The sequence below is a fragment of the Arthrobacter sp. MP_M4 genome, assembly GCF_035984855.1.
Lineage (GTDB): Bacteria > Actinomycetota > Actinomycetes > Actinomycetales > Micrococcaceae > Arthrobacter.
Window position 1 is genome coordinate 1 of the sequence record NZ_JAXCHX010000018.1, and the last position, 12,535, is coordinate 12,535.

9 protein-coding genes and 5 pseudogenes are annotated in these 12,535 nt (G+C 64.6%); 10 read left to right on the forward strand and 4 right to left on the reverse strand.

Annotation, left to right across the window (positions count from 1 at the left end; genetic code table 11):
* From RCH15_RS13085 to RCH15_RS13130, 10 genes and pseudogenes are all read left to right on the forward strand, one after another.
* A pseudogene (locus tag RCH15_RS13085) lies at positions 1 to 130 on the forward strand (aldo/keto reductase); the annotation flags it as partial.
* Positions 131 to 656: 526 nt separating this feature from the next.
* Complete coding sequence (locus RCH15_RS13090) at positions 657 to 1,349, forward strand: MSMEG_4193 family putative phosphomutase (protein ID WP_326961106.1); 693 nt, start codon at positions 657 to 659, stop codon at positions 1,347 to 1,349.
* 24 nt (positions 1,350 to 1,373) lie between these two features.
* Positions 1,374 to 1,928: a DUF3090 domain-containing protein gene (locus RCH15_RS13095; protein WP_326961107.1), complete on the forward strand. Its 555-nt coding sequence runs from the start codon at positions 1,374 to 1,376 to the stop codon at positions 1,926 to 1,928.
* Complete coding sequence (locus RCH15_RS13100) at positions 1,928 to 2,695, forward strand: SCO1664 family protein (RefSeq protein ID WP_326961108.1); 768 nt, start codon at positions 1,928 to 1,930, stop codon at positions 2,693 to 2,695. Before RCH15_RS13095 ends, RCH15_RS13100 begins: the two co-directional genes overlap by 1 nt.
* Positions 2,696 to 3,396: 701 nt before the next feature.
* A pseudogene (locus tag RCH15_RS13105) lies at positions 3,397 to 3,765 on the forward strand (CoA transferase); the annotation flags it as partial.
* Between the two features lie 10 nt (positions 3,766 to 3,775).
* Positions 3,776 to 4,270 (forward strand): annotated as a pseudogene (locus RCH15_RS13110) (aldehyde dehydrogenase family protein); the annotation flags it as partial.
* Between the two features lie 6 nt (positions 4,271 to 4,276).
* Positions 4,277 to 4,597, forward strand: a pseudogene (gene fdxA / locus RCH15_RS13115) (ferredoxin).
* A 711-nt stretch (positions 4,598 to 5,308) separates the two neighbouring features.
* The gene (locus tag RCH15_RS13120) at positions 5,309 to 6,496 is read left to right on the forward strand and encodes a TerC family protein (RefSeq protein WP_326961109.1); all 1,188 of its coding nucleotides are present in this window, start codon (positions 5,309 to 5,311) and stop codon (positions 6,494 to 6,496) included.
* Between the two features lie 419 nt (positions 6,497 to 6,915).
* Complete coding sequence (locus tag RCH15_RS13125) at positions 6,916 to 7,059, forward strand: hypothetical protein (RefSeq protein WP_326961110.1); 144 nt, start codon at positions 6,916 to 6,918, stop codon at positions 7,057 to 7,059.
* Between the two features lie 126 nt (positions 7,060 to 7,185).
* Entirely contained in the window at positions 7,186 to 7,650 is a 465-nt protein-coding gene (locus RCH15_RS13130; protein WP_326961111.1) for a hypothetical protein, read from the forward strand.
* Positions 7,651 to 7,831: 181 nt separating this feature from the next.
* Here the strand turns inward: RCH15_RS13130 and RCH15_RS13135 are convergent.
* The 4 genes and pseudogenes from RCH15_RS13135 to RCH15_RS13150 form a co-directional block, all read right to left on the reverse strand.
* A pseudogene (locus RCH15_RS13135) lies at positions 7,832 to 8,392 on the reverse strand (transposase); the annotation flags it as partial.
* A gap of 783 nt (positions 8,393 to 9,175) precedes the next feature.
* Positions 9,176 to 9,853 carry an SDR family oxidoreductase gene (locus RCH15_RS13140; protein ID WP_326961112.1) on the reverse strand — a complete coding sequence of 226 codons (678 nt, stop codon included), beginning with the start codon at positions 9,851 to 9,853 and terminating at the stop codon, positions 9,176 to 9,178.
* Positions 9,853 to 11,346: an NAD-dependent succinate-semialdehyde dehydrogenase gene (locus RCH15_RS13145; protein WP_326961113.1), complete on the reverse strand. Its 1,494-nt coding sequence runs from the start codon at positions 11,344 to 11,346 to the stop codon at positions 9,853 to 9,855. The genes RCH15_RS13140 and RCH15_RS13145 overlap by 1 nt, the downstream gene beginning before the upstream one ends.
* The gene (locus RCH15_RS13150) at positions 11,347 to 12,534 is read right to left on the reverse strand and encodes an iron-containing alcohol dehydrogenase family protein (protein WP_326961114.1); all 1,188 of its coding nucleotides are present in this window, start codon (positions 12,532 to 12,534) and stop codon (positions 11,347 to 11,349) included. It lies immediately after the preceding gene.
* Between the last annotated feature and the right edge of the window lies 1 nt (position 12,535).

Consider the following 12,535-nt stretch of genomic DNA (forward strand, 5'->3'; position numbering starts at 1 on the left):
CCGCATCGCCGAGAACTTCGACGTCTTCGACTTCGAACTAACCACCAGCGAGCTGGCACGGATCGACGCCCTGGACACCGGAGACACCCTCGACCCCGAGTCCTTCGGCATCGTCATCGACGAGGCCTAGGCAGCACCCAGCACCCAGCACCCAGCACCAACTCAGTCAAAGGGACTGCCCCCGCTTTTGCTGACTCGGTAACCAAACCTGGGCTAAGGGCCAGCGCTCCGTTCTGTCCAGCAGCCTGTGAACCGACGGGAGATCTAGGGCGCGGCGTTCCTCGCTGGTGCTGCATTGGCCGCTTGGGCATACCGGGTCATCGATGAGGCCTATCGGACCGCTGAACGGGAAAATCTACTCCTCTACGTCGGCATCTCTGGAAACTCCATCGCCGCGTGGGGGCAATCCACACTTGACCAGTCCTCATAGCAGCCTCACAAACGGTCGGATGTGAGTCACAATCCTGATGCTTTTGCCACCCGATTATCGGCAGACGCGCGGGCGGAGCGGGTACAGCACTCCTCCATGCGCCGGTCGACTTTGGCCGGGGTTTCGTCCGTGCCGGTTCTTTCGGGTTTGCTGCGCCGGCGACGAGCTGGTCAATGCGACCCGGTACGGTTCACACCGCCGTCGACCGGGTGGCTAGGCTGGGTGGATGGCGACAGTTATTCTCGTGCGGCACGGCCGCACCACAGCCAATGCCACTGGACTGCTGGCCGGTCGGGCCCTCGGCGTCAGCTTGGACCAGATCGGGCGGGACCAGGCGGCTATGACCGGAGACCGGCTCGCGGCCGTGCCCGTAGTCGGGGTGGTGTCGAGCCCTCTTGAACGTTGTCAGCAGACCGCACAGCTCATCCTCGATCGCCAGGCTGGCACACCGTATGCGCCGGTCGATCTCGATCTCACTGAGTGCGATTACGGCCAGTGGCAGGGCCGCACACTCAGTGATCTCGCAACCGAGGATTTGTGGCCGGTTGTGCAGTCGCAGCCGTCCGCCGTCGTCTTTCCCGGCGGTGAATCCATGGCCGCGATGCAGGCTCGGGCGGTGGCAGCGATTCGACGCCACGATGCAGCCTTCGAAGCCGAGCACGGGCCAGGGTCCGTATGGGTGGCGGTGAGCCATGGTGACATCATCAAGTCAATTCTCGCCGACGCGCTTGGCATGCACCTTGACCTGTTCCAGCGTATTAACGTGGGCCCCGCTTCGGTATCGATCGTGCGCTACGGCGCCAGTCGGCCGAGCGTATACGCGACCAACACCGACGCGGGTGATCTGTCGTGGCTAGCGGAGGGCATCCACTCTGCCGATGCGCCGGTGGGAGGCGGTGCAGGGCAGACGGCGCCATGAACCTCATGTGACTAAAATATTGACATGCCTACACGTGTTCATGAGTTTGCCTGGCCTGATCGGGTCGTCGTTGGCACCATTGGCCTTCCGGGGGCGCGCACGTTCTACCTGCAGGTGCGCGCAGGGACGCAGATCGTGAGTATTGCCCTGGAGAAGCAGCAGTCGGCTCTCCTGGCGGAGAAGATCGACGAAATTCTCGACCAGCTCATCACCGTCGAGGGCAACCCCTTCAGCGTTCCCACGAGTACTCCCGTTGAACTTGTCGACAACGACCAGCTCGAGGCCGTTCAGGAGCAGTTTCGCACCGGCGCCATGAGCCTAGGTTGGGACCCAACCACGGCCCAGGTCGTAATAGAGGCCTACCCCATCACTGATGTCGATGCTGATGTCAACGACGAATCGCTTGTTGACGACGCCTCTGACGAGCCCGAAATGCTGCTGGTGCGGATGCCGGTCGGCACCGCCCGCGCATTCGCCAAGCGCACCCGTGAGATCGTGGGCGCCGGGCGTCCGATTTGTCCGCTCTGCGGTTACCCCATAGACGCCGACGGGCACATCTGCACCCTTCCCGAGCTCTGATGCCAGCGCCGGACCTCGTGACAGCCGAGCTGACGCTCACCGGCCGCATCACGACGGCCTCAAACGCTACCTTTCTGGGCAGCATCGGCGACGTGGCCGTCGTCTATAAGCCGATAGCAGGCGAAAGTCCGCTGTGGGATTTTCCCCACGGCACCCTGGCCCACCGGGAGGTGGCCGCCTACCTGGTCTCGGAGGTCTTCGGCTGGGACGTCGTGCCGCACACGTGGCTGCGCGATGGTCCGATGGGCGAAGGAATGGTGCAGCTCTGGCAGGAACAAGACCCCGCCCAAAGCGCCGTGAAGCTCGTCGCTGCGGAGCAGTTGCCGGAGAACGGCTGGAAACACGTTCTCGAGGGACGGGATGAGAACGGACGGATGGTCGCCCTCGTTCATGAAGACTCGCCAGCGCTCAGACGCATGGCGGTGTTCGACATGGTCGTCAACAACGCCGACCGCAAAGGCGACCACATTCTTGCAATGACGGACGGACAGCGGCACGGCGTGGACCATGGACTCACCTTTCACCGTGACCACAAGCTGCGCACGGTGCTGTGGGGATGGCTGGGAGACGCTCTGACCGCCGAGGAACGGGACGGCATCGATCGTGTCGGGGAAGGACTGCACGGCGGGCTGGGCCGAAATCTGGCGGACTTGCTCAGCGCCGAAGAAATCGCATCGCTCGCTGCGCGCTGCGCACGGTTGCGCTTGGCAGGGCGGTTTCCGGCTCCGAGCGGTGAGATGTCGGCGGTGCCCTGGCCGCTGTTCTAAGGCGATTACGCCGAGGGACTTCGCAGGCCGTGTCACGTTGATGGCATTGGTCTTGACGTGGCGACGGAAGTCATCACTCCTGAGCTTGGGCTCGGCTGGCAATTTCCCCAGGAACCGGACCCCGACGGGCAACCCGCTGTTCCGAAGGTTTGGGCGACGGGAGAGACGTCAACTGTCACCGGGAATTCGCTGCCCAAGTAGCTGGATCCCGGTGCGGGCCCGGCAACGTTGCAGAACAGTTTGCCGTTTCAGATACGCCCTGATCTCCTCCGGTTGCCAGGCGATGTCCGTCCACTCCGGCCGTTTTCATTGGTCTTTGAACCCGCTGGTCCCTGGCCGCCCCGCTCCGGCAAGGAGAAGGAATGGACGCGACCTGACCCGAGATCGTGCCCCGGGACGTGATGCACGCGTGATGGCAGCACCCGGAGCTAACTCGGGAGCCAGCTATGGGCAAACGCACCCAACCGTCGACGCTCGATCCTGGACACCAGTAATGCCAGGTTGAACCCGCCGGGCTGGCCCTCGGGCTCATCTGCGACGCCCCGGCCTGGCAACACCCACGCTGACGCGGCCCGCCGCGGAAGAATCCCGAGGACCGGTCGCCCGGAGGGGTGTGAGCTCGGCCGCGCTTATTCCCTGATGGTCCACCCCAACGACGGTACGGCGCCGCAGCGACGGGCAATTGCACCACATCCAGCCGCACCCTGGCCGAGCAGTTCAACCACAAGCCGGCGCTGCAGGCGATCTTTCGCGAGCGCGTCTCCACCAACACCACCGAGTACTGGACCACCCGGTTGGAGGGCAAGGGTCTTTTGAACGCCTCCGTGCACACGCTGGGACAGGCCCTCGCCGACGCGCAGAAAGAGGCCAACGGCATGATCGTCGAGGCCGAGCACCCGGGCGTGGGAACGGTGCGCATGCTCAACGCGCCGATCCGGCTCTCTGCCAACCCGCCAACCGTCCGCCGCGTCGCGCCGCGGCTCGGCGAGCACAACGCGGAGGTCCTGCTGGAGAACGGCTTCGACACCGCAACCATCGAACGCCTGCAGCAGCTGGGGGTGCTCCGGTGACCGCCGCGGCGGAATGGACGCCGCCATGGGGGCCGTGGTGAGCCGGCAGCAGTTCGAGCAGAACCAGGCCGCGGTGCGCTCCGCCGTCGAACGCGGTGCCACGCTGCTGGCCGGCGCCTACGACGGCAACCCCGCCGGGCCGCTGGTCTTCCCGGCCGCCGTACTCACCGAACTGCCGTCCGATGACGCCGCCGTGACCGCGGAGATCTTCGGACCGGGGGTGGCCGTGCTGGAGGTCGCCGACTACGAGGCAGGACTCGCCGCGAACAATGATTCCCGCTACGGCCTCACTGCCGGCATCTGCACCGATTCCCTGGCACACGCCACGGACTTCGCCGCGCGCGCCCAGGCCGGCGTCATCAAAGTCAACCGGCCGACGGCGGGCCTGGACCTCAACGTCCCGTTCGGAGGCGTGAAGGACTCCTCCACCAACACCTTCCGCGAACAGGGGAAGTCCGCGCTGGACTTCTTTACCTGGGGCAAGACCGTCTACACGGGTGTGTAGCGCGCCATGACGTATGTGATCGCCCAACCCTGCGTGGATGTGAAAGACAAGGCCTGCATCGACGAATGCCCGGCGGACTGCATTTACGAGGGCGGGCGGACGCTCTACATCCACCCGTCCGAGTGTGTGGATTGCGGCGCCTGCGACCCGGTCTGCCCGGTCGAGGCGATCTACTACTCGGACGACGTCCCGGATGAATGAGCCGATTATGTCCGGGCCAACGTCGAGTTCTTCGAGGCGTTGGGGTCGCCGCAGGGAGCAGCCGCGGTGGGCAACACAGGACGTGACCACCCGATAATCACCAACTTGGAGGATCAGCGCACGTAGCTATTGCCATCGGCTGGCCCGGTTCCGCGCTGATCATAGTGCCGCTTGCCCAGCACCTACACCGGCGCCTACACCTGCTGAACGCAGGTTGCAAGTCGTGAGTCCATGGCGGCCCCCGGCTTCGACGAGGGCGGACTGGCGCGCCCACGCTTGGATGTCTCCGGGACCATACGAGGACGGAGCCCTCAACCAACTGACCCTAAACAAACACCAGCCGCCATAATCGCTCACGCTGGAACAAAGCGAGTTCCCCGGCACCGTCTTAAGAGGAGACGCGCACCGGAGCGCCGGGCCCGGTCCGTCCTAACGCCGGGATGCCCGGTTCAACCCTCTTTCCCGCGTGGGCTCGCTCGGCAGGGACGGCGGCCCGACGATCACTCGCCGGAGATGACTTAAGGGCGGACAGCTTTCCCGCTCCCCGGCGGGGCGCACAGCCGCATGGGCCTCGACTGGCCGCGAAGTGGAGCGAGTAGCCCTACCAGGGCGGCGGACGCGGCGGCGGACGAGATGCCGGTGGTGGGCCGGTTTCACTGATTGGGTTCTGGCGGTGATCCCGGTTAGGCTGGAGGTGCGTAGGGGAGTATTCCGAAGCGCTGCAATCGTCAACACGTCAGGCACCGTCGCCTGGCCGGGTGCAGCGGCCAGCCGGACGGCGGGCGAAGAGACTTATGAAGCTCTCTTGTACCCACCCTACGAAAGCAGGAACCCCCGTTGAACGTTTCTCCCCTAATCTGGGGCATCACCATTGTCGTCATTCTGGCACTGCTGGCCTTTGACTACTTCTTCCACATCCGCAAGGCACACGTCCCCACGCTGAAGGAAGCGGCCTTCTGGTCCGCCCTGTACGTGGGCATCGCCGTCATTTTCGGCATTCTCGTTTTGATCTTCGGCGGCCCGGATATGGGCTCGGAGTATTTCGCCGGGTACATCACCGAGAAGGCACTCTCCGTGGACAACCTGTTTGTCTTCCTGATCATCATTGCCAGCTTCCGCGTTCCGCGCGAGGACCAGCAAAAGGTGCTGCTCTTCGGCATCGTGTTCGCGCTGATCGCCCGCACCGGGTTCATTTTCCTCGGCGCGGCACTGATCAATTCCTTCGCTTGGGTCTTTTACGCCTTCGGTTTGATCCTGCTGATCACGGCCGGCAACCTGCTCAAGCCCGAACCCGAGGGCGATGACACGGCCGACAACTTCATCATCCGCCTGGCCCGCAAGATCTTCCACACCACCGATCACTACGACGGCGACAAGCTGTTCACAATGGAGAACGGCAAAAGGGTCCTCACCCCGATGCTGCTGGTCATGGTGGCCATCGGCGGGACCGACCTCCTGTTCGCGCTGGACTCGATCCCGGCCATCTTCGGCCTGACCCAGAACGTCTACATCGTCTTCACCGCCACGGCCTTCTCGCTGATGGGCCTGCGCCAGCTGTACTTCCTCATCGACGGCCTGCTGGACCGCCTGATCTACCTCGCCTACGGCTTGGCAGCGATCCTGGCCTTCATCGGCGTCAAACTGATCCTTCATGCCCTGCATGAGAACAACCTGCCGTTCGTCAACGGCGGCGAGCCTGTCCCGGTCGTGGAGATCAGCACGGGCCTGTCCCTGAGTGTCATCATCGGCGTTCTGGTCTTCACGGTGGTGGCATCGCTGGTGAGCAAGGCCGGCAAGGCGCAGACTGCCATCAACAATGCCCGCCGGCACGCCGTCAGCTACCTGGACCTCGAATACACCGCGGACCCCGCCGAGCGCGAACGGATCTACACCGCCCTGCTGGAAGAAGAACGGCAGATCGAGCAGATGCAGCCGAAGTACCGCAATAAGGCCAAGGACGTGGACACGATCCGCGCCGAAGTGGCCGAAGCACACCGCCAGCACGAGCTGTACCTGGCCCGCTGACCGGCGGTACCCGCACTGTCTCCAGCCAGGAGATGATCCGGAAACCCGGGAGGTAGCCGGTGCAGGGGCGGAACCCTCCCCTGCACCGGCTTCGCCATCACGCCTTCCGGTGGTCGCTGTTTTGCCGAGCAGCGGTATCCGCGCCGTTACCGGGTACGTCGTGGACCAGGGGCCCCAGCTGGCTGACCTTCGGGACGTACCTCGCCCGGGAGCACTCGACGAGGCTCCCCCGTTTGGTCCCTTCGGAATCTTCCAAGTACCCATCCGGGATGTCGCGGCACTGACCGGCCTCGATATTCAACAACTGACGTCCATGGACCGGATGCCCATCGACCTGCCACCGCCCGGATCACGTCCACTTCTCTGCGGAGAAGCCGACCTGGGGGGTCACATTCGAACCCGTCGACGGCGGCACCAAGGTGACAGCAGAGTCCGAGTGGGACGTGAAGGTCCCGGTCGTAGGCAAACCCATCGAGAAAATGATGGTGAAGGAACACGAGCCCCACGTGGAGGCGATGCTCGCCGAGCTCAAGACACAGGTGGATGCCAAGACCGCCGCCTGATGCGGCGAAGCCGCATGCGGCGTCCCGGTCGAGGATCACCTTGCGGGCTGCACCACGCCAAATAGCACTGGGAAAATGCCGCCATTTATGGCCGAAAGCCACACCGCCGGCCGTAAGGTGGGGGTCATGGCAAAGCCAACGATTGCGGTGCGCAGGGGTAAGGGCACGCGCAACCGCCGGTTCAAAAAACTTCCAGTTCCCATCTCGAGCCTCCGCTGGGCGCTGATGCGCAGGCTGGTCTTTGCCGTCCCCGTCGGCTTCTTTTTCGGCGGGAAGTTGATTAATGCCTTCAACACCGATGGGTCAGGTTCGGGGACCATGGCCGCAATCGGCGGCGGCATGGGGCTGTCCTTTGCCCTATTCCTCGGAATCATCTGGCTCCTGGGCCGCAGCCGTCGGGCAGCGTTCGCGGCATCCGGAGGAGACCCGAATGCCACGAGTGTGTTGCTGTTCGGCGCACTGGCCCCCCGCACAGCGAACACCGGGCCCGGCGGATACCACGGCTACGGCGGATCCAGCTCGGGCGGGGACAGCGGATGCGGCGACGGCGGAGGTGACGGCGGAGGTGACGGCGGAGGCGGCTGCGATTAGCCCTGGTGAGCGGCGGCGCTGCAGCTAATGCGTCTTTGAGGCCACGGAGGATTGGCCTTTCCCATCCTGACGGACACCTGGGCATGGAGGGGATCATTGCAGCCATCGAAAGCGACTGTTTTGTTTCGATCAAGTCCAATTGCGTGGAGTAAGGCGTTTGCCGCGTGCTTCTTGATTTTGGTTAGGCGCTGAGCGCCAGTTCTGGGTTGGTGTCCTCCTGTTCTGCAATGGCTGCGGTGGCGCCGACGGCCTGTGATTGTTGGATGAGGTCCAAGTCGAGGCAGCGGCGGGATTCGATCCATTCATCGAGCTGTTCGGCCACGGCTCCAACGAGCCGGATCACCGCGGCTCGGTCGGGGAAGATCCCGACGACATCGGTGCAGCGGCGGATTTCCCTGTTGAGGCGTTCCTGCGGGTTGTTGGACCAGGCCCGACGCCAGAGGCCTTTGGGGAAGGGCGTGAACGCGAGGATGTCGTCCCGGGCGGCCTCGACGTGGTCCGCGACGCGGGGCAGCTTCTGGGCCAGGGCATCGAGCACCCGGTCGAACTGTGCGTGCACGCCGGCGGCGTCGGGCTGATCGTAGACCAAGTAGAGGAGGGTTTTCACCCACGACCAGGACGCCTTCGGGGCCAACGACATCTGGTTCGCTGCGTAGTGGGTGCGGCTGCGCTGCCAGGCGGCCCGGGGCAAGGTCGCCCCGATCGCGGCAACCAGCCCGGCACGGGCGTCGGAGGTCACCACCTACGACCGGTTCTGCTCCGCCGTGTTACCCGCCCGGAACAGCGAACACCACCCGTTTGAGTTTTTGGATTCCCGGTCGCCGGGAACATTGTCGCTGGAACCGGTATGACTTTCCTGCCCTGTTACTGATGATGCGGGGTGTCATCGCCGGCTCCGCAGGCACGTGTTGACCGCTGATAGGGACAAGGCCGGACTCACGGGTCCAGGTCTCTTCGTAACGTTGTCGCCGGCAGCGGGTGTGCGGCCATAAAGTCGTGCAAAGGAGCGCCAGCATGGATCAGGGATTCGACGTTTTACTGCGAACTCGATATCGGCAAAAGCGAACACCACGCCACCGCGCTCAGCCGCGCAGGCGAACGCTTTCTTGATAGGCCGTTACCCTAGGACGAAGCCCGGCTACGGGAACTTTTCACGACGCTGCAGCAGCATGGGAACGTGCTGATGGTCGTGGATCCGACCGCAACAGCTGCTTTGTCCCTGGCCAGAAGTGCTCGAACGGGTGACGGCAGGCAACTGTTACTGGCCGTTGCGACAGTCCTCAGAGCCGCGTCCTACGAGTCCGCTCCCCGTGATAACGACCCCTCTCGCGATGCTCGTATCGTCGATGCATTGCAAGTGGGGAAGCAGGGCACGCCCCGCGCTCCGTAGCTCTTGCCCGTTAGACATCGATCAATAAGACCTCAAGGAAGCGCACGGCTTTACTCCTTTGCTCCCCCTGAATTGGGCTGGTGTGAAACCATTTCCCTTAAAATGGCGTCTCAGCGCCGGGGCAGGCCCGTCTGCCTAGAAATCTTGGCCCGTGGCTCGAATGACTATTTCGGACACGTCGACTCCAGCTGGTTGGGCCAGCGACCATAGCACGGCCCCGGCCACGGATTCAGGGGCTATCGCGGCCTCGGGCGCATCCGTCCACAGGGCTGTGTCCACGTGTCCCGGGGCAACGTGCAGCACACGGACGCCGGTGCCCACGAGCTGCTGTCGGAGAGATTCTGCGTAGCCGGTGACGGCCCATTTAGTGGCGGTGTACAGGTTTCCCGGATACACCTTGCGCCCGGCGGTGCTGCCCATCAGGACGAAGTGTCCGCGGTTGGCCGTGAGCTGTGGGAGTGCCGCCTTCGCCAGGATCGCCGGGCCGTAGACGTTGGTGAGGACCATGCGCCGCCATATTTCCGGGTCCCCGTTGGCGAGGTCGCCCGGCGCGGAGAATCCGGCGTTGGCTATGGCGACATCGAGGCCTCCCAGGGCTTTGACGGCCGCGGTAACGGCGTCGCGGGTTTGTTGCCAGTCGCCCGCGTCGGCAACCGTGCCGTGAACTTGACCGAGTCCGGAGCAGGAGGCGAGGAACGATTCCAGCCGTCCGGCGTCACGCCCGGTGGTGAAGACGCTGTGTCCGGCTCGGAGGGCCTCCCGGACCAGGGCGGCACCGATTCCGCTGGTGCCGCCCGTTACCAGTAACCGCATTAGGACGGGTCGGCGATTCCGATGTAGCGCGTCTCGAGATATTCCTCGATCCCTTCTGTCCCACCTTCCCGGCCCATGCCTGACTGTTTGACTCCGCCAAACGGCGCAGCCGGATTAGAGACGATGCCGGTGTTCAGCCCGAACATGCCGACGTCGACCTTTTCGGAAAGCCTGAGTCCGCGGTTGAGATCCCTGGTGTAGCCGTAGGCCACTAGACCGAATTCCGTGTCGTTGGCCAGGGCGATCGCTTCGGCTTCCGTTTTGAAGCTCACGACCGGGGCCACGGGACCGAAGACTTCCTCTTTTAGTATCCGCGCGGTGGGCGGAACGTTAGTCAGGACGGTGGGCGGGTAGAAGTATCCGTCGCCCGCGGATGGTGACCCTCCGGTCAGGGCAGTGGCTCCCCCGGCAACGGCATCCTGGACGAGTTCGTCCACTTTTGCCCGGCTTTTGGCGTCAATCAGCGGACCAACGGTGGTGTCCGTTGCCGAACCGCGGCCCAGTGTGAGTGAGTGCATGCGGTCCGCTAGCCGCTGGCTGAATTCGCGGGCCAGGGATTCGTGCACGATGAAGCGGTTGGCCGCAGTGCAGGCCTCGCCCATGTTCCGCAGTTTGGCGAGCATGGCGCCATCCAGCGCTGCGTCCAGGTCGGCGTCCTCGAAGACCAGAAAGGGTGCGTTCCCGCCCAGTTCCATGGATGTCCGCAGCACCTGGTGGGAGGAGTCGGCAATGAGTTGCCGGCCCACGCCCGTGGAGCCTGTGAAGGAGAGTTTCCGCAGCCGGCTATCCCGAATCAGGGGGCCGGTGACCTCCCCTGGCTTTGTGGTGGGGATGACGTTGAGGACACCGGCGGGCAGGCCTGCTTCGATAAGGACCTCCGTTAGCAAAAGGGCGGTCAGAGGCGTGAGGTTGGCGGGCTTCAGGACCATGGTGCAGCCGGCAGCGATGGCCGGGGCTATCTTGCGCGTGGCCATGGCGAGCGGGAAGTTCCAGGGCGTGATGAACAGGCACGGCCCTACCGGACGCTTGGTGACCATAAGCCTCGACTTGCCATCCGGTGAGGTGGAATACCGGCCGGAAATGCGGACGGCCTCTTCAGAGAACCACCGCAGGAACTCGGCCCCGTAGGCGACTTCTCCCCGTGATTCAGCGAGGGGTTTGCCCATTTCCAAGGTCATGGCCAGGGCGAAGTCATCAGCGCGCGTGGTGACTAGTTCGAAGGCACGGCGCAGTATCTCGCCTCGTTCCCGCGGCGGGGTCATGGCCCATGAGTCCTGAACCCGGGCGGCGGCGGCCAGGGCGCGGTCGCCGTCTTCCGGTGAGGCGTCAGCGATCCACGCCAGTGTGGCTCCCGTGGAGGGATCCTCGACGGCGGAGGTCGCGCCGTCAGAGGCACCTGTCCATACCCCGTCGATGAACAGTTGCGTCGGCAGGGTCCGGATGAACTCCTGCTCTGCGGCGGTGGCGGCTGGGAGTTGCAGTGTCGTGTCCACTTAGAGTGCTTTCTCGAGGATGGCGCGGATTTCGGCGGCGGTGGGCGGCACGGGGGTGTTGTTGATGACCGAGTCTGCCAGGGTGTCCTCGACGAGGGAATCGAGGTCGGCGTTGGTGACGCCGAAGTCGGTCAGCCGTGCGGTCATGCCGACCTCACGGGCGAGGGAGGCGACAGCGGTGACAGCGGCGTCGGCGTTTTGCTCGACGGTGGAGGCGGTGTCACCCACGCCCAGAGCGAACGCCAGGCGGGCGGTCCGGTCAAGGCGGCTGCGTAGGTTCAGTCGCAGCACGTCTTCTATCACCACGCAGAGAGCCAGTCCGTGTGGGATGTTGAATCGGCCTCCCAAAGGATGAGCGATGGCGTGGATCAGGCCCAGCCCGGTGTGGGAGAAACCGACGCCGGCGATATGGGAGGCCAGGAGCAGTTGGGACCGGGCTTCGATATCCGTTCCGTCTCTGACGGCGCGCGGGAGGAACTCTGCCACCATGGACGCCACTTGTAGGGCGATGCCGTCGGAGTAGGGGTTTGGCCGGATGGAGGAGTACGACTCAATTGCGTGTGTGAGTGCGTCCATCCCGGTGGCGGCGGTCGCTTTGGGCGGCAGGCCGAGGGTCAGTTCGGGGTCGAGCACCGCGGCTTTGGGCAAGGCGGATTCGTGCCCGACGTAGAACTTGCGGTGGGCCTCGACGTCGGTAACGACGCCGAAGGCGTTGACCTCGGCACCGGTACCGGCCGTTGTCGGGACGGCCACTATCGGCAGCGCCGGGTTGGCGAAGTGGTTGCTATAGTCCAGGCCGGCACCGCGCGCGGAGTTGACGGCGCCGAGGGAGATTCCCTTGGCGGCGTCCATGGACGATCCTCCGCCTACCGGTACCAGGACGTCAACCGCGGTTTCGCTGGCGAGGTCAGAGCCGGCGTCTACACACGTGGTGGTGGGGTTCGGCGTGACGCCGTCGAAAACGGTGACCGTCAGTCCTGCAGCCTCGATAGAGGCACGGACAGCTCCCACGACGTCGGTGGTGGCGAGGAACGGGTCGGTGACGATCAGGGCTGACTTGGCGCCGAGGCCGGCGACGATCCCGCCTACCTCGGCGACGCGGCCGCGGCCAAAGTAAGCGGTGGGTTTGGGGTCCAATGTCAGTTCGATGGTGGCGAGCTCGGCGTGGATCTGCGTCCGGGTGTGCATC

Excerpts from the sequence above, each read along its gene's own strand:
- RCH15_RS13090 (WP_326961106.1), top strand. The coding sequence starts at position 657 with ATGGCGACAGTTATTCTCGTGCGGCACGGCCGCACCACAGCCAATGCC.
- RCH15_RS13095 (WP_326961107.1), top strand. The coding sequence starts at position 1,374 with ATGCCTACACGTGTTCATGAGTTTGCCTGGCCTGATCGGGTCGTCGTT.
- RCH15_RS13100 (WP_326961108.1), top strand. The coding sequence starts at position 1,928 with ATGCCAGCGCCGGACCTCGTGACAGCCGAGCTGACGCTCACCGGCCGC.
- RCH15_RS13130 (WP_326961111.1), top strand. The coding sequence starts at position 7,186 with ATGGCAAAGCCAACGATTGCGGTGCGCAGGGGTAAGGGCACGCGCAAC.
- RCH15_RS13140 (WP_326961112.1), bottom strand. The coding sequence starts at position 9,853 with ATGCGGTTACTGGTAACGGGCGGCACCAGCGGAATCGGTGCCGCCCTG.
- RCH15_RS13150 (WP_326961114.1), bottom strand. The coding sequence starts at position 12,534 with ATGCACACCCGGACGCAGATCCACGCCGAGCTCGCCACCATCGAACTG.